Origin of the sequence: Streptomyces sp. NPDC001902 (assembly GCF_042891295.1) — a bacterium.
Taxonomy (GTDB): Bacteria; Actinomycetota; Actinomycetes; order Streptomycetales; family Streptomycetaceae; genus Actinacidiphila.
The window spans coordinates 134941-154922 of sequence record NZ_JBIATA010000006.1 but is presented as its reverse complement, the minus strand read 5'-3'; the positions used below and the strand labels follow the sequence as shown (position 1 = coordinate 154922).

Genomic DNA, 19982 nt, shown 5'->3' with positions numbered 1-19982 from the left:
ACGCCACCCGACCGCGGGCGAGTCGACGCGGGCGCGGGGGACGCCGAGGGCAACCCAGGAGACCATGGAGGTTCTTCTGTGCGTCACAACAAGAGCGCGGCCCTCGCGGCCGCGGCACTCCTCACCCTCGGCGGGGGTGTGCTCCTCACGGCCCCCGCCGCACAGGCGGCGGTGCCCTTCCCGTCGATCGGGTGGCAGCAGCGCAACTGCGACTTCGACGGCAATGGGTACGACGACGTGCTGATCGGCGCCCCCGGAGCCACCGTGTCCGGGGCCAAGGGCGCCGGGTACGTCACCGTGCAGTACAGCGGGTCGGGCGGCCTCAGCACCACCAAGAGATCCGTCCTCAGCCAGAGCACCTCGGGCGTCGCGGGCGCCGCCGAGGCCGGCGACGGCTTCGGACAGGCCGTGGCCACCGGCGACCTGGACAACGACGGCTACGACGACGCGATCGTCGGCATCCCCGGCGAGGACCTGGGCACGCTCTCCGACGCCGGCGGTGCCGTCGTCTTCTGGGGCTCCCCGACCGGTCTGCACGGCGGCGACAGCTTCTGGCTGGAGGACCCCGACCAGCCGCGGGCCGGCGCGAACTTCGGGCGGGCGGTGGAAGCCGCCCGGTACTTCGCCCCGGATCCCTCGGCCCCCGACGCCAACCTGCGCGACAGCATCGCCGTCCTGGAGAACGACTCCCTGCTGTTCTTCACCGCCCAGCCGGGGACCGCCGCGCCGCGCCTGCGGCAGGCCGACCGGGGAGTCCGCGCCCTGGAGCGCACGGCCCAGGACACCGGCGTCGCCCTGCGGAGCCTGAGCCACGGCAACTACAACGAGGACTCCTGGGCCGACCTGGCGATCTCCGGGGTGACCACGGGCGACCAGCCCGGGGTCGGCGTCACCCAGGTCCTGCACGGCGCACCCGGCGTCGAGGACCTCGGCGACGGCGGCACCTTCGAGGGCGGACCCGCGGTCGCCTCCGGCGACTTCAACCACGACGGCCAGGACGACCTGGCCATCGGCGACACGGGCACCGGCTCGGCGCTCGGCGGATCCGTCACCGTCCACCTGGGCAGGGGCGACCTGTCGGGACTCGACCCCACCCCGGCGCAGACATGGACCCAGGACTCGGCCGGCGTCCCCGGCGTCTCCGAGGCGGGAGACCGCTGGGGCGCCGAACTGTCCTCCGGCGACACCAACGGCGACGGCCTTCCCGACCTGGCCATCGGTGCCCCCGGTGAGGACATCGGCTCCGTCGCCGACGCCGGCGCGGTCTGGACCCTGCGCGGCGCACCGGGCGGGCTCACCGCCACGGGAGCGCGCAGCTTCGACCAGAACACCGCGGGCATCCCGGGCGCCGCGGAGGCCTCCGACCGCTGGGGCGGCCAGATCCGGCTGGTCGACGCCGACAGGGACGGCCGCTTCGGCCTCCTCGCGGCGGCCCCGGGCGAGAACACGAACGACGGCTTCGTCTGGGTCGTCCCCGCGTCGTCCTCCGGGCTGGTCGCCCAGGGCACCTGGACGTACGACGGCGCGACCCTGGGCGCTCCCTCGGCCAACGCGCAGTTCGGCGCGGCGATCGACGAGTAGGCGGAAGCACGAGGCGGGGTGTGGCGCCGTGCCCGGCAGGACCGGGTGCGGCGCCACGGCTGCGTCGCCGGGCTCAGGCGGGCGCGCTCGTGTCGCCCGCGTACCGTAGGTCCCGGAGCGGAACGCCGTCGTACTCCTCGACCTGCTCGGCGCCGTCGGGCGAGAACCCGGCGCGTGCGTAGAAGCGCCGTGCACGGGCGTTGTCGGCGAGCACCCAGAACTCCAGCCGCGGGTGCCCGAGTTCGGCCGCCCGGGAGCGCACCGCCGACATCAGCCGGCGCCCGGTGCCGGTGCCGATGCGGTCCGGCCGCACGTAGAGGGCGTAGAGCTCGCAGGCGACGCCTGCGCCGGGCTCCCGGGGCTCCCCGGCACGCGGCCCGAGGGCCGCCCAGCCGGTCACGACGCCGTCCTCGGTGGCGACGAGGTTCTCCACGCGGTTCCCGGCGGTCGTCAACCACTTCCTGCGCAGGACCGCGTCCTCCTCGACGCTCATCGCGTCCAGGTGGCTCCGCGGCACGATCCCGGCGTACGCCGCCTGCCAGCCCCTCACCCGGATCGTGGAGACGGCGTCGACGTCGTCCATGCGCATGGCCCGCACCTTGATCACGGTCGCATGGTAACCGTGTCGCCGTGCCCTGCGCGGCGGTTAGCATCGCGGCCATGCCGATACCCGAGGAAAGCAGGCGCGCCGAGGGGGCGGACCCCGGTCGGTGGCGCGTCACCGTGGTGGACCGTCACAGCGCGGTGGGCAGGCCGCCGTACCCGTCGCGGCCGCCCGAGGGGCGACCGCTGGCGCGGCGGGACGACCTGCGGATCCAGGGGACGACCGGGGAGATCAGCTGTGTCGACGACTCGGGACGGACGCGCTGGACCCATGCGTGCGCCGGCCGTCCCAACGCCGCGCACATTGCCGGGGGCAGGGTGCTGGTCACCACGGACTCCCTGGAGTACACGCCCTGGGGGTTCCTCGGTCCTGCCCTGCTGCTCGACCTGGCGGACGGCACCCTGGTCGCCGAACTGCGCGGGGAGCGCGGTGCCGCGCTGCGCGGGGGACGGTTCGTGCTCGGCCTGGCGGGCTACGACTTCTTCGACACCTGGGAGCACGACCGTGACGGCGCCACCGTGGACTCCTGGCGCAGTTACGGCCATTACGTCGTCGGCACCGGCATCCGGGTCGTCGAGGCCGACCGGGGCCACCCCACCACGAGCCGCGTGGTCCGGCTGCTGCCCGGTGGTGTGATCGAGCGCGGTCCCCGGCTCTCCGGCCCGGTGACGCCGCGGCCGGTGGTGCTGGAGGACGGGACGGTCCTGCTGCTCGACGCAGGAGTGCTCCGTGCCGTCGACCGCCGCCTCGACGGCACCGTCCTCGCCGAACTGCTGGCGATCGCCCCCGACAAGGCGTCCGGCCACATCAGCTCGCTGCGCCGCGACGGCGACCGCCTCACCGTGGTCATCGCCGAACCCTGCCCGGGCCACCCCACCACGCACACCGTCCACACCTGGACCCTCGCCCTCCATCCGGAGTGACGCACCCGCGGAGCACGGATGACCGTGGACGCACAGCACTCGTGCTCTCCCGTTTCGACGGCCGGACCTCTCGCCCGACGACCCTGACGTCCGGGCGCGCTGCCATGACGCCTTCGGCCGAACCGTCGTGCGGGCTGTTGTACGCGATTCGATCACGCTGTTACGCTGCGGTCGCGTCCTCGATGGTCAAAGGAGGTGGGAACCGTGAGCCAGCCGACTCTCATGTGCTCCCACCCCGTTCCGAGGGCGCCGAGGATCTGAACGGGAGCACGCCGCCTCCCGGAAGGACCTCTCGTGACCGATCTGGTCATCCGCCCCCTCGCTCCAGGCGAGGAAGCGCTTTTCGAATCCATGCCCGATCCCGGTCTGGTCGGCTTCGCCGCCTTCGGTGAAACCTACGGTGGGATGGCCGCCGCCGGTGAGTACCGCCCCGAGTGGACCTGGGTGGCCCTGCGCGACGGCGTCGTGGTCGCGCGCGCGGCATGGTGGGCCGGGCCGAAGGACGCCAGCCCACTCGCCCTGGACTGGTTCGACTTCACCGACGCCGGTGCGGCCGTGGAACTGCTCCGCACCTCGCCGCTGCGTGCCCAGTACTCCCTCAAACTGCGACCCGGCTGGCGCGACGTCCCTCCGGTCCGGGAGCAGGCCGAGGCCCGGATCGACGCGGCTGTCGCCGCCGGGCTGTCCCCGTTGGTCGAGCGCTTCCGCTACTGCTGGACGCCGGAGTGCGGCGTGCCTGCGCGCCCGGGCCGCCTCGAATTCCGTCCCGAGCCCGACGACGCGGCATTCCTCGATGTCTTCCGCCGCATCCACCGGGGCAGCCTCGACGCCCATGTGCGCCGCACCGTCGCCACCTCCGGGCTCGAGGCGGCCGCCCAGGAAGAACTGGACTATTTGCGCTGGTTGCCGAGCCCGCGCGAGTGGTGGCGCCTGGCCTACGACCGCGCGGGGGAACTCGTCGGACTGAGCGTCCCCGGCCGCCACTACGGGGATCCCCTCATCGGCTACATCGGCGTGGTGCCCGAGCACCGCGGCCACGGATACGCCTACGACCTGCTCGTCGAGGCGACGCACAAGCTCGCCGACGAGGGCGTGGACCGCATCGTGGCGGGGACGGACCAGACCAACGTACCGATGGCCGCCCACTTCGCCAGGGCCGGTTACCCGATCGCCCAGGAACGCATCGACCTGATCTGGCCCTGACCCCGCTCGCCGGAAGGAAGGGGTGCGGGACCCGGGTGTACGACCGGGTCCCGCACCTCAGGGGAGCAGTGTCAGTACCCGAGCTCCTTCCTCGTGTCCTCCCAGAGCCGTTCGGCCGACGCCTCGTCGAACGCCCACGCGGCGACGCCGGTCCCGCCCGCGACGGGTTCGGGCTGGAGCCCGGCCGGACGGCAGTCCTCGAAGTAGCGGCCCGTCACGCCGTCGACCAGGGGTGAGGCGGCCAGGAGCACCTGCGTGGCCGCGCCCTGCTGCGGGGTCTTCCAGCCCGGCGGGACGTCCAGCTTCCGGCCCGCCTCGTCCGTGGCGCCCACGAAGCGCAGTTGCTCGTCGCTGAGGTGGCGCTGCAGGTTGGTCATGATGCCGCCCGGGTGGAGCGCGTTGGCCGTGATGCCGTCGGCCGCCCAGTGCCCGGCGAGCGCGACGGTGAAGAGGATCGCGGCCGACTTCGACTGGCCGTACGCCGTCCAGGCCTCGTAGGGGCGGTGGGCGAAGTGGATGTCGTCGAAGTCGACCGGGGCCATCAGGTGCGCGGACGAGCCGACCATGACGACCCGGGCGCCACCAGCCGCGCGCAGCGCCCCGTGGAGGCCGAGCGTGAGGGCGGCGTGGCCGGTGAAGTTGACGGCGTACTGCGTCTCCCGCCCCTGCGGGGTGAGGGTGAGCTCCGGCACGGCCATCACGCCCGCGTTGTTGACGAGGATGTGCAACGGCCCGGTCCAGCCCTCCGTGAAGGCGCGCACGCTGTCGAGGTCGGCCAGGTCGACCCGGGCGACGTGGACGTCGTCGCGCCCCGTCTCCCGGCGGATGCGGTCGGCGGCGGGGCCGGCCGCCTGCGGGTCGCGTACGGCGAGGGTCACTTCCGCGCCCGCTCCCGCCAGGGCCAGGGCCGTCTCCAGCCCGATGCCCGACGCGCCGCCGGTGACGACGGCGCGCTTGCCGGAGAGGTCGACGTCGCGTACGACGTCCGCGGCCGTGGAGTGCGCCCCGAAGGGGATGCCGGTGACGAGTGACATGGGTTCTTCCTGCTCTCGAGTAAGCAACCAACCGGATGGTTTAAATTTAGGCCGCGAGATCCGCGAATGCAACCAGCCGGTTGGTTTCATGGGCGGCCGCTACGGTGCCCGTCGCCCGTGCCGCGAACCCCGCAGCCCCGTCCGACCTGCATCTCTTAGGCTGTCGCCATGGCTTATGACTCTGCCGCCACGCGGGCGCGCCTCATCGAGGCCGCGTACGGCGAATTCGTCGCGCACGGCCTCGCCGGGGCCCGGGTCGACCGGATCGCCAAGGCCGCGCCGGCCAACAAGCAGGCCATCTACGCCTACTTCGGTTCCAAGGACGAACTCTTCGACGCCGTGCTCGAAGCCCGGCTCCGCGTGCTGGCCGACGTCGTGCCGTTCACCCCGGACGACCTGGCCGGGTACGCGGGCGCGCTCTTCGACGTCTTCAGCGACGACCCGGACCTCGTCAAGCTGACCCAGTGGAAGGCCCTCGAGCGTCCCGAAGCCTCGGCCATGGAGCGGGACAACCACCTGGGCAAGGCGCAGGCGGTGGCCGACGCCCACGGCGTCGGCCTCGAAGCGGGCATGGACGCGCTGATGATGGCGCTGTCCGCCGCGCAGGCGTGGGTCGCCACGCCCGCGAGCATCCGCAATCCGGGGGACGACGACGAGACGGCCCGGCGCGACCGGCACCGCGAGGCGGTAGTGGCGGCCGTCGGCGCGATGACCGGGCGACTCCTTCCGCCCGCCGCCGGCTGACCTCACCCGCCGGCGGTCACAGCTGCGCCTCGCAGGCCTCCAGCCTGGCGAGCAGGCTCGCCAGGGCGTCGTTCCACCGCTCGGTGCCCCGCTGTTCCGCCAGGAGGGCGCGCAGCGCCCGGACCTCGTCGGCGGCGAAGGACTCGTGACCGGGGTTGTACTCGAACTGCAGGAACGCGATCCGCAGCTCGAAGTACCGGGAGGGGTCCGCGTCGTGGAGCCACCGGTTCAGGGCCAGTGCCGCGGCGCCCTCCATCCGGGCGCACCGGAGGCCGACCGACGGCTCCAGGACGAACTCGACCGTGGAAACGCCGCCGGGCGTGATGAGGCACATCCGCGCCGGGGCCGGCCCGCTCCGGACCATGCCGAACGACGCCCCGTGCTCTGGGTCTTCCGGCGTGTCAGCCATCTCTGCTCTCGCCTCTTCCGATCCGGTGGGGGATGGGCGAGGCCCCGCGCCAGGGTGTGGCGCGGGCCCTCGCACTCATCAACAACCGGGAGCGCCGGGTCATACCCGATGCGTCGGGCGAGATCGCGGGGCCCGTGCGGGGGTCAGGAGCCGGGGAGCCGTCCGGCGAGTCCGGTGACCTGCCGGCGCACCACGTCCCACGCCGCGGGGTGGAGCGCGGCGAGGTCCGTCTCCTCCAGCGCGTGCAGGGCCGCTGCGGTGCCGCCGTCGAACGGGGCGCTCCCGCCGAGCACTTCGTAGCCGTCGCGGACGGCGACGCGCAGGCGGTGCCCGTCGTCGGCGGCGTGCACCGCGGCGGCGACGACGAGGGGCGGAGGCCCGCCCGCCTCGCCGGACTGCTTCTCGTACGTGCTCACCAGCGGCTCCCGCCAGCGGATGCCGAGCAGGAGGTGCTGCTTGGCCACGGCCTCGACGAGATCGGTCTCGTGGGTCCGGTCCGGCTCCAGCGTGATCGCGCGGGCGTCGAGGACGAGGGCGGCGGGCAGCAGGCAGCGCAGGGTGCTGCCGACGAGGTTGCCGCCGACGGTGGCCGTCCGCCGCACGGCGCCGGTGCCCACACCGGCGGCCGCCCGTCGCAGCACCTCCGGAACCCGGTCGTCGATCCGGTTCAGCACCACCGCCGCGCCCAGCGCCTCGCGTCCGACCGTGTTGGCCTCGGGCAGATCGCGCAGCGACATGGCCTGCTCGGGGAAGCCGTCGCGCTGCCAGGTGGCCCACACGAGCGTCGCCCCGCCGACGGGCACCGCCCCCTGGGCCATGAACTCCTGTGCTTCGGGCACGGACGTGGGCAGATGCAGCAGCACGGCTGTCGACCCGCCTTCCGGGAGTCGGCGACCGGACGGCGCGCGTGCCGGTCGCATGATCGCTTGCGCTACGCATTCTCCCCGTACCTGAGGGAGCGCGTACAGGGCTCAATTGTTCCCTTTGTGCGCCCTCCGTGCGCGAAGTGCCCTGCGTGCGCGGGGCCGAGGCGGCGCTTCCGTCCCACGGCGGGGGTCAGACGTCCTCGTGGCGTGCCTCGTGCCGCCAGAAGCCGGAGAAGGTGATGCGGTCCTTGGGGAGGCCGGCGCGGTGCAGGTGCCGGCGTCCCTTGGTGGCGAGGCTCTGCTCGCCGACGACGAAGGCGTACCCGGTGGCGTCCACCGGGGTGTGCTTGCGCAATTCGGCGAGTGCGACGGAGCCGGGGACCGCGTGCGGGTCGTCGCGCACGGCCCAGGTGACGGCGATCCCGGGGGGCGCGTCGAGGTCGCGCCGGTCGTCCGGGGTGGGGATCTCCTGGATCAGCCGGCCCACGGTGCGGCGGGGGAGGGAGCGCAGGATGCCCGTGGCGGCGGGCATGCCGCTCTCGTCGGCCACGACGAGGACCTCGGAGGCGTCCTCGGGGCAGTCGAACATGACGCCCTGGTCGAGGAGCGCCAGCGCGTCCCCGGGCCGGGCGCCGCAGGCCCATATCGCGGCACGGCCCTCGAGTTCGCCGTCCGGGGCGCGGTGCACGACGAACTCGACGTCCATTTCGGCCGCTTCGGGACGGAACGCGGCGACGGTGTAGTTCGAGTAGTGCGGACGCTCGGCCGTGGGGATGGCGAGGTAGGGCTGCCACCAGCGCGCCCCGGAGAACTCGGGCAGCCGCAGGACGTCCTGGTGGGGGAGCTGCATGAAGAGGCGGAACCAGTGGTCGTAGCCCAGCCACGGGAAGTCGGCGAGGTCCGCGCCCCTGACGGTCACGCGGTGCAGGGAGGGGGAGACCCGCTCGGTCCTGACGACCTCGGCGCGGAACATCCTGGGGTTCTGCGGCATGAGCCGCGGGGTCTTCGCCATGCAGGAAGGTTAGCCTAAGTTTACCGAAGGAGAGGGGGGTGGTCCGGGGTGGAGATTAGGTTAGGCTAACCTTCGTTTGTGAGTTCTACGGAAGAGACTGCCGCGGCCTCAGGCCTGCGTGGTCACCGGCTGACGGCGTACGACGTGACCGTGTCGTACGACGGGGTCGACGTCGTCCATGACGCGGCGATCACCCTCCGGCCCGGTGAGGTGACCGCCCTGGTGGGCCCCAACGGCAGCGGCAAGTCGACGCTCCTGCGCACCGTGGCACGCCTGCAGCGGGCCCGCCGCGCCACGTTGACGATCGACGCGCACGACGGGACCGGCGCCGACGGGCTCGCCCTGACGGCACGTGAGTTCTCCCGCCGGGTGGCCCTGCTGACGCAGGGGCGCCCCACGCCGAGCGGGCTGACGGTACGGGACGTCGTGGAGTTCGGCCGCTACCCCTACCGGGGCCGCTGGGGCCGGCCCGACCCGGACGGCCCGGCCGCGGTGGACCGCGCGCTGGCGCTGACCGGTGTCGCGGACCTCGCCGCCCGGGGCGCCGAGCACCTCTCCGGCGGCCAGCTCCAGCGCGTCTGGCTCGCGAGCTGCCTCGCCCAGGAGACCGGTGTGCTCCTCCTCGACGAGCCCACGACCTACCTCGACCTGCGCTACCAGGTCGAACTGCTGGACCTGATCCGGGACCTGGCCGACGACCACGGCATCGCCGTCGGTGTCGTCCTGCACGACCTGGACCAGGCGGCCGCCGTCGCCGACCGGATCGCCCTGCTGCGGGCGGGCCGGATCGCCGCCGACGGCAGCCCCGAGGACGTGCTGACACCGCAACGCCTCACCGACGCCTACGGGATACGGGTCGAGGTCGACACCGATCCGCTCACCGGCCTGCTGCGCACCCGCGCCGTCGGCCGCCACCACGCACGCAACGAAAGGCCCGTCACCACCCCATGAGACGCTCCATCGTCATCGCCGCCGCTGCCGCCGCACTCGCCCTCGCCGGCTGCGGCACGACCGAGCCGGCCGCGGACGGCGCCGCCAAGGACGACACCAAGGGCATCACGCTCACCGACGCGAGCGGAGCCGAGGTCAGCCTCGACGGGCCCGCCAAGAAGGTCGTCGGCACGGAGTGGAACGTCGTCGAGTCCCTCGTGACGCTCGGGGTGGACCCGGTCGGCGTCGCCGACGTCAAGGGCTACGGCACCTGGGACACGGTCGTCCCGCTGAAGAACCGGCCCACGGACATCGGCACCCGCGGCGAGCCCAGCATGGACACCATCGCCTCGCTCTCCCCGGACCTGATCGTCGCCACCACCGACCTCCCGGACGCCGCCGTCAAGCAGCTGAAGAAGATCGCCCCGGTCCTCGAGGTGCGTTCCGCCGACGCCGCCGACCCGGTCGGGCGGATGAAGGAGAACCTCGACCTCATCGCCGAGGCGACCGGCACCACCGCCAAGGCCGACGAGGCGAAGAAGGCCTACGACGCCAAGGTCGCCGAGGGGAGGAAGGCCCTCGCCGACGCGGGCCTCGCCGGCTCGGAGATCGCCTTCGCCGACGGCTACGTCGCCTCCAACCAGGTCTCCATCCGCCCCTACACCGGCGGCTCCCTCATAGGTGGCGTCAACGAGGCGCTCGGCCTGAAGAACGCCTGGAAGATCGAGGGCGACAAGGACTACGGCCTGGCCGCCACCGACGTCGAGGGCCTCACGGGCCTCGGTGACGTGCAGTTCGCCTACATCGGCAGCGACAGCGAGGGCAGCGACCCCTTCGCCGACGACCTCGCCGGGAACTCCGTGTGGAAGTCCCTGCCGTTCGTGAAGAAGGGCGAGGTGCACCGGCTGCCCGACGGCATCTGGATGTTCGGCGGCCCGCAGTCGATGGAGTCGTACGTCGACGCCGTCGTCGGCGCCCTGACGAAGTAGCGCGCCGTGGCCGTCACCGCAACGACCCCCGCCACCCGTCCGCACGCGGTCGGCTCCCGGACGGGAGCAGCCGCGGTGACGGCCGCGCTCGTGCTCCTGGTCGCCGTCCTCGCGGTCGTCGACATCACCCAGGGCACCGCGGCCGTCGGCCCTGCCGAGGTCTGGAAGGCCCTGACGGGCGGGGCCGGTCCCGGCGACGCGTCCGTCGTGATCGCCTCGCGGCTGCCCCGCATGACCGCCGGCCTGCTGGTCGGCGCCGCCCTCGGGACCGCCGGCGCGGCCCTTCAGTCCGTCAGCCGCAACGTGCTCGCCGCGCCCGACACCCTCGCCGTGAACGCCGGTTCGTACCTGGCCCTCGGCGTCCTCATGGTCACTGGGACGTCCCTGCCGCTGCTGGCCTCCTCCGGTGTGGCCTTCGCCGGCGGGCTCGCGGCAGCCGCCGTCGTCCTGTCGCTGTCGGGGCTGGGCGCCGGGACCGTGCGCCTCGTCCTGGCCGGCAGCGCGCTCACCCTCGGCCTGACCTCCGTCACCGAGGGGCTGATCCTGCTCTTCCCGCAGCAGACCAACGGCCTCTACCAGTGGAGCCAGGGCAGCATCAGCCAGAACGGCTTCGACGGTGTGGTGCAGATGGCCCCCGTCGCCGTGGCCGGTGTCGCCGGACTGCTGCTGGTGGCCCGGCGCGTCGACGCCCTGGCGCTCGGCGACGACGCCGCCCGCGGCCTCGGCGTCCCCGTGCGCGGCACGCGGATCACCGTCGTGGTGTGCGCGTCGCTGCTGTCCGCCGCGGCGGTGACCCTCGCCGGGCCCATCGGCTTCGTCGGCCTGTGCGCGCCGGCCCTCGTACGGCCGCTGGCGCGGCGTCACCGGCCGCTGGTGCGCACGCGCCTCGGCCTGCCCGTCATGGGCCTGGCCGGCGCGGGCCTGGTGCTCGGCGCGGACGTCCTGCTGCGCGCGGTGGTGCCGGCGCAGACCGCCGTGGCGGTGCCCACCGGCGTCGTCACGAGCCTGGTCGGCGCGGTGTTCCTGGTCGTGATGGCGCTGCGGGCCCAGGACTCCGCGGGGGTGGGAGCCCCGGACCGGATGCGCATCCCCGGCCGCGCGGCGTTCCTGGTGACCATGGTTCTCCTCGTCGCCGTACTGGTCGGGCTGACCGTCGCCGGAGTTCTGCTGGGCGACACCAAGCTGCTCCTGGGCGACGTCGCCAACTGGACGCAGGGCAGGGCCGGTCAGGCCGTCTCCTTCGTCCTCGACACCCGCGTGCCGAGGGTGCTCGCCGCACTCCTTGCGGGGGCGGCGCTCGCCCTGTCCGGCACGCTGGTGCAGGCCGTCACCCGCAACCCGCTGGCGGAGCCCGGCATCCTCGGCGTCTCGGGCGGGGCCGCGCTCGGCGCGGTGCTGTTCGTCACGACGGTCCCGGTCGCCGGGGCGTGGAGCGTGGCGGGAGCCGCGTTCGCCGGCGCCGCGGTGAGCGCGGTCCTCGTGTTCGGGCTCGCGGCGCGGGGCGGCTTCCAGCAGACCCGGCTGGTCCTCGTCGGCGTCGGCGTGTCCGCGGCCGCGTCGGCCCTGATCAGCCTGCTGATCGTGCTCACCGACCCCTTCAACGCGACGAAGGCGCTCACCTGGCTGTCCGGCTCCACCTACGGGCGGACCGTGCCCGACACGCTGCCCGTGGCGGCGGCCCTCGTCCTGGGCCTGGCGGTGGCGGTGGCACGGCGCACCGAACTCGACCTGCTGTCGGTCGACGACGACACCCCGGCCCTGCTGGGGCTGCGCCGCGGCCCGGCCCGGCTCGGGTTCCTCGTGACGAGCGTGCTGCTCACCGCCACCGCCGTGGCCGCCGCGGGCACCATCGGCTTCGTCGGGCTGGTCGCCCCGCACGCCGCCCGGGCCCTGGTGGGCCGCCGGCACGTCCGTGTCGTACCGGTCGCGGTGCTCCTGGGAGCCTCGCTGGTCTGCACGGCGGACCTCCTCGGACGTACCGTCATCGCCCCGGCCCAGATCGGCGCGGGCCTGATGACCGCCGTCATCGGCACGCCGTACTTCCTGCACCTGCTGCTGCGTACCCGGCGCTAGGCGCAAGTGGGCCCCCATGGTTGCCGCAGGGCCTGCCGACGCTCCCCCGGACACGTCCAAGTGGGCCTCCCAGGCCGTGCCTGGGGGGCGTCAGGCCCTGCTGGAATGGTGGGTGCCGTCGGCGCGGCAACTACTGGACGCGCTGTGGGAGTCCGGCCCGGGGCGCGCCTGCTGGAGCTGGTGGGGTGCGGGTGGGGTACGTCGCAGTGGCCGCAGACCTCCGGAGCCGCCGCCCGGCACCGGCTTCACGCGATCGCGGTGCGCACCTACGGCGCACTGATCGCCGCGGGCGCCCCGCAGCCGCTGCCGGACGAGGTGGCACACGACGATGTCGACGAGTTCCTGTCCACCCGCTGCGCGACGACGCGCGCCTGGCCGCACGAGCCCGCCGCCGGGGAGCATCCGGACGCAGCCGACGCCTCCCTGGGGGGCACGGCCGGTGAGCTGGTCCTGGCCCCGTACGGCCGTGTTCCGGTGGACTCCCTGGAGGTCGGCGGTGACCGCCGGAGGCGTAGCACCTGGGCCCGAAGCCGAGCGGACGCCTTCGGGGGCCGCCGGACGACCGGCGGCCCCCGAAGGCGTCTCAGGCGCGGGCCGTGACCGCCGCGGCCGGCTCGTCCTGACGGGCGACGAGCGAGGCGACGATCTCGCCGGCCCGGATCGCGGTGGTGGACAGCAGGGTGGAGGTGAGCCCGTGCGTGTGCTCGGTGCCGCCCTGCACGTAGATGCCCGCCCGCACCTCGGGGGCGACCTCGACGCGGTGGTCGCGGCCGACGCGGAGGGCGTCGCCGTCGTCGCGCAGGCAGATCTTGGCGGACTCCCCGAGGAGCGTGCCGACGTCCTGCGAGCGGTACCCGGTGGCGTGCACGAGGACGTCCGCCTCCAGGACGTGCCGCTCGCCGGTCGGCAGGAACTCCACCGTCACGTCGAGGCCGTCGTCCGCGGCGCTCACGTCGCGGATGCGGGAGACGTTGAGGAAGCGCAGCCGTTCGCGGCCCTGCACCTTCTCGCGGTAGGAGGTCGCGTACAGGGCCTCGATGAGGTCCATGTCGACCACCGAGTAGTTGGTGCTGCGGTGGTAGTCGACGAGGGACTGCTTCACCTCGGACGGGGAGCCGAAGTAGAGGTCCACCGCCTCCGGATCGAAGATCCGGTTGGCGAAGGGGCTGTCGTCGGCGGGCGTGTAGCCGTACTTGGCGAACACCGCGCAGATCTCCGCGTCGGGGAAGGTGCGGTGCAGGAAGTCGACCGCCTCGGCCGCGCTCTGGCCGGCGCCGAGGACGACGGCCCGGCGCACCGGGGTGCCCGTCGCGGTGAGCTCGGCGACCCTGGGCAGCAGCTGGCTGTTGTGCCACACGCGGTCCGACAGCTCGGTGCCCGGCGGCAGGTGCGGCTCGAGCCCGACGGCCACGCTGATGTTGCGGGCCCGGTGGGTGACCGTCCGCGCGGGGTCCTCGGGGTCCCGGCACGTCACGTCGAGGTGGTCGACCTCGCCGTCGGCGTCGCAGACCGGTGTGACCGACAGCACTTCGCAGGAGTAGTCGACGACGTCGGCGACGCGGGCAGCGGCCCACTCGAAGTAGTCGTGGAATTCCACGCGGAGCGGGAAGAGCGTCTTCTGGTTGAGGAAGTCGACCAGCCGGCCCTGTTCGCGCAGGTAGCACAGGAAGCTGAAGTCGCTGGTCGGGTTGCGCATGGTGACCAGGTCCTTCAGGAACGAGACCTGCATCGTCGCGTCGTCGATCAGCATGCCGCGGTGCCACCCGAAACGGGGCTGCCGCTCCAGGAAGCGGGCGTTGATCCGCCGGGAGGCGGGGACTTGTGCGTTGTGCTCCTCGATGGCTATCGCCAGAGCCAGATTTGACGGACCGAAACCGATTCCCAGGATGTCGTGGATCGTGTCCGGCTCGTTGAGCGGTGCTGTCACCGTTGCATCGCCTCCCTATGCGCGCCACATACTAGATAAGGTAAGCCTAACCTTGCAATAATCACTGAAGGAGAGGCAGCCCATGCGGGTCGTCATGTTCGGTTACCAGACCTGGGGACACCGGACGCTGCAGGCCCTGCTGGAGTCGGATCACGAGGTCGTCCTCGTCGTGACCCACCCCAGGAGCGAGCACGCGTACGAGAAGATCTGGGACGATTCGGTGGCGGAACTCGCCGAGAAGCACGGCGTGCCGGTGCTGCTGCGCAACCGCCCCGACGACGCCGAACTGCTGGAGGCCGTCCGCGCCGCGGCACCCGACATCATCGTCGCCAACAACTGGCGCACCTGGCTGCCGCCGGAGATCTTCGACCTCCCGCCGCACGGCACCCTCAACGTGCACGACTCCCTGCTCCCCGCCTACGCGGGTTTCTCCCCGATCATCTGGGCGCTGATCAACGGCGAGGAGCACGTCGGCGTCACCGCCCACCGCATGAACGGCGAACTGGACGCCGGCGCCATCCTCCTGCAGCGCTCGGAGCCCGTCGGCCCGGACGACACCGCGACCGACCTCTTCCACCGCACCTGCGACCTGATCGCACCCCTCGTGCGCGAGTCCCTGGACCTGATCGCCTCCGGCCGTGCCGAGTGGACGCCCCAGGACCGCTCCCGCGCCAGCTTCTTCCACAAGCGCTCCGTCGAGGACAGCCGCATCGACTGGAACTGGCCGGCCGAGGACCTGGAACGCCTGGTGCGGGCGCAGTCCGACCCCTACCCCAACGCCTTCACCTACCACCGCGGCGAACGCATCAGGATCGTCTCCGCCGCCGTCTCGCAGGCCCGGTACGGCGGCACGCCCGGCCGCATCTTCATACGCGAGGGCGACGGGGTCGTCATCGTCGCCGGCGCGGACGCCCGCGGCGGCCACCGCAAGGGACTGCTGGTGCGCACGGTCCGCACGGACGACGGCACCGAGTACGCGGCCGGCGACTGGTTCCGCACCATGGGCGGCTACCTGACCGCGCGTCCGTGACGACGGCCCTGGCCGGCCCCGGGCCGCTGCCCGCCCTGCGCGCGCTCGGGGGCCGCACCGTCGTCGTGAAGGTGGGCGGCAACGCCATGGGCGACGGCTCCCTGCTGCGCACCTTCGCGCAGGACGTCGTCCGCATCCGGGAGGCCGGGGTGCGGGTCGTGGTGGTGCACGGCGGCGGCCCGCAGATCAGCGCCCAGCTCGACCTGATCGGCATCGAGGCCCGCTTCGTGGGCGGGCTGCGGGTCACCACCCCCGAGGTCCTGGACGTCGCGCGGATGGTGCTGGCCGGCAAGGTCCAGCGGGACCTGGTGGGGCTCCTCAACGAGCACGGCCCGTACGCCGTGGGGCTCACCGGCGAGGACGCGCACACGCTGACCGCGGTGCGCCGCTACGCCGAAGTCGACGGCGAGATCGTCGACATCGGCCTCGTCGGCGAGGTGACGGAGGTCAACACCGCCGCCGTTGACGTGCTGCTGGAGCACGGCCACATCCCCGTCGTCTCCTCGCTCGGCCGGGGCACGGACGGCCAGATCTACAACGTCAACGCGGACGCGGCGGCCGGGGCCCTGGCCGCCGCGCTCGACGCCGAGGCCCTGGTCGTCCTCACCGACGTGCCCGGGCTGTACGCCGACTGGCCGCGCCGCGGACGGGTCCTGGACCGGCTCACCGCCGCCGAACTGGAGGCGATGCTCCCGGCGCTGGGGGGCGGCATGGTGCCGAAGATGGAGAGCTGCCTGCGGGCCGTCCGGGCGGGCGTCCGCGCGGCCCGTGTGCTGGACGGCCGCGCCCCGCACGCCCTGCTGCGCGCGCTGTCCGTCGGGCCGGGCGGCGCCGGCACGACCGTCCTGCCCGGCTAGGGCCTGTCGTCAAATGCCCGCCTGCCCCGCGCCGCTCCCCCAGCTGGCGCTGGGAGGTGCCCCCAGGCACGGCACTCCCCCAGCCTTCGGCCCGGGGGAGTTGTCGAATCGTCCGAGTAGCCCACTACGAGGACGACTCTCCGCCTTGCGATGCACCGCACCAGACACCGAGCCCGCCCTCCGGGCGGCCGACGTCAATGTGACGACAGGCCCTAAGCGAGGTGTGCCGGGGTGGCCGGGCCGGTTGCCCGGGCCCGTCCGCCCCGGCGGCCGAAGCCGGCAGCAGGTCACTCGGCTCCTGCGAGCCAGTCGCCCTCGTCTCCCGGTTCGGGCAGGATGCGGCCCCCCCTCGGCGGCGAACCGGGCGGGGCTGTCCTTGACGATCACGAGGACGTGCGACTCCGGGACGCCGGTCACCCTGCTGCCGGCGGCCGAGATGTCCTTGGCCGGCTGTGTCTTCTCCGTGTCCGCGTGGCCCACCCGTGTGGTCGCGTCGATCAGCAGGGGACGTGAGGGAACCGTTCCGTGAACACGCTGCCTTCGGGCAGTTCGGCGAAGGTCACGTGCACGAAGGAGGTGGGCGCCCCGGTGATCGACGCGTGGAGACGCGTGATCTCCGCCGCCAACCCGGCCTTCTGCTGCGCCGAGACCGTGTTCTGCGTGGTGACCACGTGGTAGACGGGCCGGCCGGCTCCGATCAGCCGTGCGAACCCCGTACCAACACCGTAGGCCGCCGCCGTACGGGCCCCAGGTCGACGGTGTCCGGCTCCCCGATCTCCGCCCGCCCGCCGGGTCACTCGGCGGCGACGGGGACCGCCTCGTGGTGGCGGCCCATGGGGATCACCAGCGGGGTGCCGCTCACCGGGTCGGTGGTGACCTGGCAGCGCAGGTCGAAGATGTCCTCGACGGTCCCGGCGGTGATCACCTCGGCCGGTGTGCCCTCGGCGGCGATCCGCCCCGACTTCATCGCGATGACGTGGTCGGCGTAGCGGCAGGCCTGGTTGAGGTCGTGCAGGACCATCACCACCGTGCGGTTCTCGCGGCGGTTGAGGTCGGTGACGAGGTCCAGGACGTCGATCTGGTGGGCCAGGTCCAGGTAGGTGGTCGGCTCGTCCAGCAGGAGGACGGGGGTGCCCTGGGCGACGGCCATGGCGATCCAGGCCCGCTGGCGCTGGCCGCCGGACAGCTCGTCCACGGCCCGGTTCGCGAGCTCGGTCATGCCCGTCGCCGCCAGCGCCTCGTGGACCGCCAGCTCGTCGGCCTTGGACCACTGCCGCCACCACGTCTGGTGCGGCGAACGGCCCCGGCTGACCAGGTCGATGACGGTCAGCCCCTCCGGGGCCACCGGGGTCTGCGGCAGGATGCCCAGGCGCTGGGCGAGTTCCCTGGTCGGCACCGACCGCAGGGCGCGGCCGTCGAGTTCGACGACGCCCTGACGGGGCGCCAGCAGCCGTGCCAGGGCGCGCAGGAGGGTGGACTTGCCGCAGGCGTTGGCGCCGACGATGGCGGTGATGCGGCCGGAGGGTACGACGAGGTCGAGGTCTTCGACCACCAGCCGGTCGTCGTACGCCAAGTGCAGCCCGCGTGCCCGCAGGTCGGGGCCCGCGGCGGCGGTGGGGGCGGGGTCGGTGGTCGCCATGGGTTCAGCCTCCTGAGCCCGCGCGGTTGGCGCGGATGAGCAGCCAGAGCAGGACCGGCGCGCCGATGACGCCGGTGACGATCCCGACCGGGAGTTCCGTGCCGGGGATCGCTTCGCGCGCGATGAGGTCGGACCCCAGGACGACCAGCGCGCCGGTCAGTCCCGAGGCGGCCGGCGGTGGCCACGCCGTGCCGGCCATCCGCTGGGCGATCTGCGGGGCGGCCAGCGCCACGAAGGCGACCGGTCCGGCCGCGGCCGTGCCGAAGGCGATCAGCCCGACGCCGATGAGCAGCAGGGCCAGCCGCACCGGCTGCACCGGCGTGCCGAGGCCGGCCGCCACGTCGTCGCCCAGTTGCAGGGTCCGCATCCAGCGCCCCATGCCGAGCGCGAGCGGCACGAGGACGGCCATGGCGACCGCGAGCTGCGTGACCTGGTCCCAGGTGCGGCCGTTGAGGTTGCCCACCAGCCAGCCGAGGGCGGCCTGCGCCTCGAACCGCTCGCCGCGCGCGACCAGGTAGTCCGTGGCGCTGGTGCACATCCAGGACACGCCGATGCCGACCAGGATGATGCGGTAGCCGGTGGCACCGCCCTTCCACGCCAGCGCGTACACCAGCAGCGCCGTGACCAGCGCTCCGAGCAGGCCGAGGCCCTGGGTGCCCAGGCCGCCGTCCCAGCCGAGCACGATGCCCGCGACCACGGCGGTCCCCGCGCCCTCGGTCAGCCCGATCATGTCGGGGCTGGCCAGCGGGTTGCGGGTCATGGTCTGGTACAGCGCGCCGGAGATGCCGAACGCGATGCCGACGAGCAGTCCCGCGAGCGCGCGCGGCAGCCGCAACTCCCGTACGACCAGTACCGTTCCGGGGTCGCCGGCGCCGGTGAGGGCCTTGACCACGTCGGCGAACCCGATGGGGTAGTCCCCGAGGGACACGCCCCAGCAGAAGAGCAGGAACACCGCGACGGCCAGGGCGGCGCACACGGCGACCAGCCGCGGCCGGAGCACTCCGGAGACCGGTGGGGCCGCCAGGCGGAAGGGCCGGCGGCCGCGGAGGGGGGCGAGGGCGGTCATGCTCAGACCTCCGCGAGTTTGCGCCGGCGGACCAGGGCGACGAAGAACGGGCCGCCGATGAAGGCGACGAGCACTCCGGCCTGGACCTCGGTGGGCCGTGCGACGATCCGGCCGAGGATGTCCGCGGTGAGCAGCAGGCACGGGGCGAGCACCGCCGAAAGCGGCAGCAGCCAGCGGTGGTCGGGGCCGATGCCCGCGTGCTGGGCCAGCACCCGGGCGACGTGCGGTACGACCAGGCCGAGGAAGACCACCGGGCCGATCACGGCGACCGACGCGCCCGTGAGAAGCATCACCGCGACGACCCCCTGCAGGCGTACGAGGCCGAGCCGGCGTCCGAGGGAGGCGGCCACGTCGTCGCCCAGGGCCAGGCTGTTGAGCGCGGGGGCGGCGGCGAGCGCGAGCACCGCCCCGACCGCCAGGAACGGCAGGATGCTCCGGACGACGGTGCCGTCCTGGTCGGCGAGGGTGCCCGCGGACCAGAAGCGGTAGCGGTCCAGGGCGTCGGGATCGGTGAGGACGATCGCGTTGGTCAGCGAGAACAGCAGGAAGGTGACGGCGACTCCGGCCAGCGCCAGCTTCACCGGCGTCGCGCCCGAACGGCCCGTCCGGCCCAGCAGGAAGACCAGCACGCTGGTGCCGAGCGCGCCGGCGAAGGCGAACCAGATCGTGCCGTACAGCGAGCCGAGCCCGAACAGGGCGATGGCGACGACGATCCCGAAGGACGCGCCCGCGCTGACCCCCAGGATGCCGGGGTCGGCGAGCGGGTTGCGGGTCAGGGCCTGCATGAGCGCGCCGGACAGCCCCAAGGCGGCGCCCGCGGTGAGGCCGAGGACGGTGCGCGGTACGCGGACGGTCCAGACGATGTTGTCCACGAGATGGCTGGACGGGTGGCCGAAAAGCGCCCGGACGACCTGGTCCGGGGGGATGTCCACGGCACCCAGCCCGATCGACAGCACGCACAGTCCGGCCAGGGCGACGACCGGCAACACGACGAGCAGGGCTGGGCGCAGGTGTCCGCGCGCGGTCACCGGCCTGGCTCCACGGCCAGCATCCTTAGGTTAGGCACACCTTAACCCTACCGCCGTGAGCTGTGCG

At 73.4% G+C, this 19982-nt stretch carries 20 protein-coding genes; 10 read left to right on the top strand and 10 right to left on the bottom strand.

The window, feature by feature from the left end; genetic code table 11:
* Window positions 1-78: 78 nt before the first annotated feature.
* The gene (locus tag ACFYYN_RS13250) at window positions 79-1581 is read left to right on the top strand and encodes an FG-GAP repeat protein (RefSeq protein WP_500545826.1); all 1503 of its coding nucleotides are present in this window, start codon (window positions 79-81) and stop codon (window positions 1579-1581) included.
* Between the two features lie 73 nt (window positions 1582-1654).
* Here ACFYYN_RS13250 and ACFYYN_RS13245 read toward each other — a convergent pair whose 3' ends face one another.
* Window positions 1655-2188 carry a GNAT family N-acetyltransferase gene (locus tag ACFYYN_RS13245; RefSeq protein ID WP_500545825.1) on the bottom strand — a complete coding sequence of 178 codons (534 nt, stop codon included), beginning with the start codon at window positions 2186-2188 and terminating at the stop codon, window positions 1655-1657.
* A gap of 53 nt (window positions 2189-2241) precedes the next feature.
* On the opposite strand from ACFYYN_RS13245, the gene ACFYYN_RS13240 reads away from it, so the two are divergent.
* Both ACFYYN_RS13240 and ACFYYN_RS13235 read left to right on the top strand, forming a co-directional pair.
* Complete coding sequence (locus tag ACFYYN_RS13240) at window positions 2242-3108, top strand: hypothetical protein (protein WP_500545824.1); 867 nt, start codon at window positions 2242-2244, stop codon at window positions 3106-3108.
* 294 nt (window positions 3109-3402) lie between these two features.
* The gene (locus ACFYYN_RS13235) at window positions 3403-4311 is read left to right on the top strand and encodes a GNAT family N-acetyltransferase (RefSeq protein ID WP_500545823.1); all 909 of its coding nucleotides are present in this window, start codon (window positions 3403-3405) and stop codon (window positions 4309-4311) included.
* Window positions 4312-4382: 71 nt separating this feature from the next.
* Here the strand turns inward: ACFYYN_RS13235 and ACFYYN_RS13230 are convergent, their stop codons facing one another.
* The gene (locus tag ACFYYN_RS13230; protein ID WP_500545822.1) at window positions 4383-5345 is read right to left on the bottom strand and encodes an SDR family NAD(P)-dependent oxidoreductase; all 963 of its coding nucleotides are present in this window, start codon (window positions 5343-5345) and stop codon (window positions 4383-4385) included.
* Between the two features lie 168 nt (window positions 5346-5513).
* On the opposite strand from ACFYYN_RS13230, the gene ACFYYN_RS13225 reads away from it, so the two are divergent.
* Entirely contained in the window at window positions 5514-6089 is a 576-nt protein-coding gene (locus ACFYYN_RS13225) for a TetR/AcrR family transcriptional regulator (RefSeq protein ID WP_500545821.1), read from the top strand.
* 16 nt (window positions 6090-6105) lie between these two features.
* Here ACFYYN_RS13225 and ACFYYN_RS13220 read toward each other — a convergent pair whose 3' ends face one another.
* From ACFYYN_RS13220 to ACFYYN_RS13210, 3 genes are all read right to left on the bottom strand, one after another.
* Window positions 6106-6498 (bottom strand): hypothetical protein, encoded by a 393-nt coding sequence (locus tag ACFYYN_RS13220; protein ID WP_500545820.1) that lies wholly within the window; start codon window positions 6496-6498, stop codon window positions 6106-6108.
* A 143-nt stretch (window positions 6499-6641) separates the two neighbouring features.
* On the bottom strand, window positions 6642-7361 hold the full coding sequence (locus ACFYYN_RS13215; protein ID WP_500545819.1) for an FAD binding domain-containing protein: 720 nt from the start codon (window positions 7359-7361) through the stop codon (window positions 6642-6644).
* A gap of 193 nt (window positions 7362-7554) precedes the next feature.
* Complete coding sequence (locus ACFYYN_RS13210; protein ID WP_500545818.1) at window positions 7555-8376, bottom strand: siderophore-interacting protein; 822 nt, start codon at window positions 8374-8376, stop codon at window positions 7555-7557.
* Window positions 8377-8454: 78 nt separating this feature from the next.
* On the opposite strand from ACFYYN_RS13210, the gene ACFYYN_RS13205 reads away from it, so the two are divergent.
* From ACFYYN_RS13205 to ACFYYN_RS13190, 4 genes are all read left to right on the top strand, one after another.
* On the top strand, window positions 8455-9327 hold the full coding sequence (locus ACFYYN_RS13205; RefSeq protein WP_500545817.1) for an ABC transporter ATP-binding protein: 873 nt from the start codon (window positions 8455-8457) through the stop codon (window positions 9325-9327).
* A complete protein-coding gene (locus ACFYYN_RS13200; RefSeq protein ID WP_500545816.1) occupies window positions 9324-10295 on the top strand; it encodes an ABC transporter substrate-binding protein in 972 nt (323 codons plus the stop codon). The genes ACFYYN_RS13205 and ACFYYN_RS13200 overlap by 4 nt, the downstream gene beginning before the upstream one ends.
* 6 nt (window positions 10296-10301) lie before the next feature.
* Window positions 10302-12368, top strand: a complete 2067-nt coding sequence (locus tag ACFYYN_RS13195) for an iron ABC transporter permease (protein ID WP_500545815.1) — start codon at window positions 10302-10304, stop codon at window positions 12366-12368.
* A 144-nt stretch (window positions 12369-12512) separates the two neighbouring features.
* Complete coding sequence (locus ACFYYN_RS13190) at window positions 12513-12968, top strand: hypothetical protein (protein ID WP_500545814.1); 456 nt, start codon at window positions 12513-12515, stop codon at window positions 12966-12968.
* Here ACFYYN_RS13190 and ACFYYN_RS13185 read toward each other — a convergent pair.
* A complete protein-coding gene (locus tag ACFYYN_RS13185) occupies window positions 12952-14295 on the bottom strand; it encodes a lysine N(6)-hydroxylase/L-ornithine N(5)-oxygenase family protein (RefSeq protein WP_500545813.1) in 1344 nt (447 codons plus the stop codon). The genes ACFYYN_RS13190 and ACFYYN_RS13185 overlap by 17 nt on opposite strands.
* Before the next feature lie 82 nt (window positions 14296-14377).
* On the opposite strand from ACFYYN_RS13185, the gene ACFYYN_RS13180 reads away from it, so the two are divergent.
* Both ACFYYN_RS13180 and argB read left to right on the top strand, forming a co-directional pair.
* The gene (locus tag ACFYYN_RS13180; RefSeq protein WP_500545812.1) at window positions 14378-15325 is read left to right on the top strand and encodes a methionyl-tRNA formyltransferase; all 948 of its coding nucleotides are present in this window, start codon (window positions 14378-14380) and stop codon (window positions 15323-15325) included.
* Window positions 15322-16182, top strand: coding sequence for an acetylglutamate kinase (gene argB / locus ACFYYN_RS13175; RefSeq protein ID WP_500545811.1), 861 nt, complete (start codon window positions 15322-15324; stop codon window positions 16180-16182). The genes ACFYYN_RS13180 and argB overlap by 4 nt, the downstream gene beginning before the upstream one ends.
* Before the next feature lie 497 nt (window positions 16183-16679).
* On the opposite strand, the gene ACFYYN_RS13170 is transcribed toward argB, so the two are convergent.
* The 4 genes from ACFYYN_RS13170 to ACFYYN_RS13155 form a co-directional block, all read right to left on the bottom strand.
* Window positions 16680-16853: a tautomerase family protein gene (locus tag ACFYYN_RS13170; protein WP_500545810.1), complete on the bottom strand. Its 174-nt coding sequence runs from the start codon at window positions 16851-16853 to the stop codon at window positions 16680-16682.
* A gap of 122 nt (window positions 16854-16975) precedes the next feature.
* Window positions 16976-17821, bottom strand: coding sequence for an ABC transporter ATP-binding protein (locus tag ACFYYN_RS13165; protein ID WP_500545809.1), 846 nt, complete (start codon window positions 17819-17821; stop codon window positions 16976-16978).
* Window positions 17822-17825: 4 nt separating this feature from the next.
* Window positions 17826-18887 carry a FecCD family ABC transporter permease gene (locus ACFYYN_RS13160; RefSeq protein ID WP_500545808.1) on the bottom strand — a complete coding sequence of 354 codons (1062 nt, stop codon included), beginning with the start codon at window positions 18885-18887 and terminating at the stop codon, window positions 17826-17828.
* A 2-nt stretch (window positions 18888-18889) separates the two neighbouring features.
* On the bottom strand, window positions 18890-19915 hold the full coding sequence (locus ACFYYN_RS13155) for a FecCD family ABC transporter permease (RefSeq protein ID WP_500545807.1): 1026 nt from the start codon (window positions 19913-19915) through the stop codon (window positions 18890-18892).
* Between the last annotated feature and the right edge of the window lie 67 nt (window positions 19916-19982).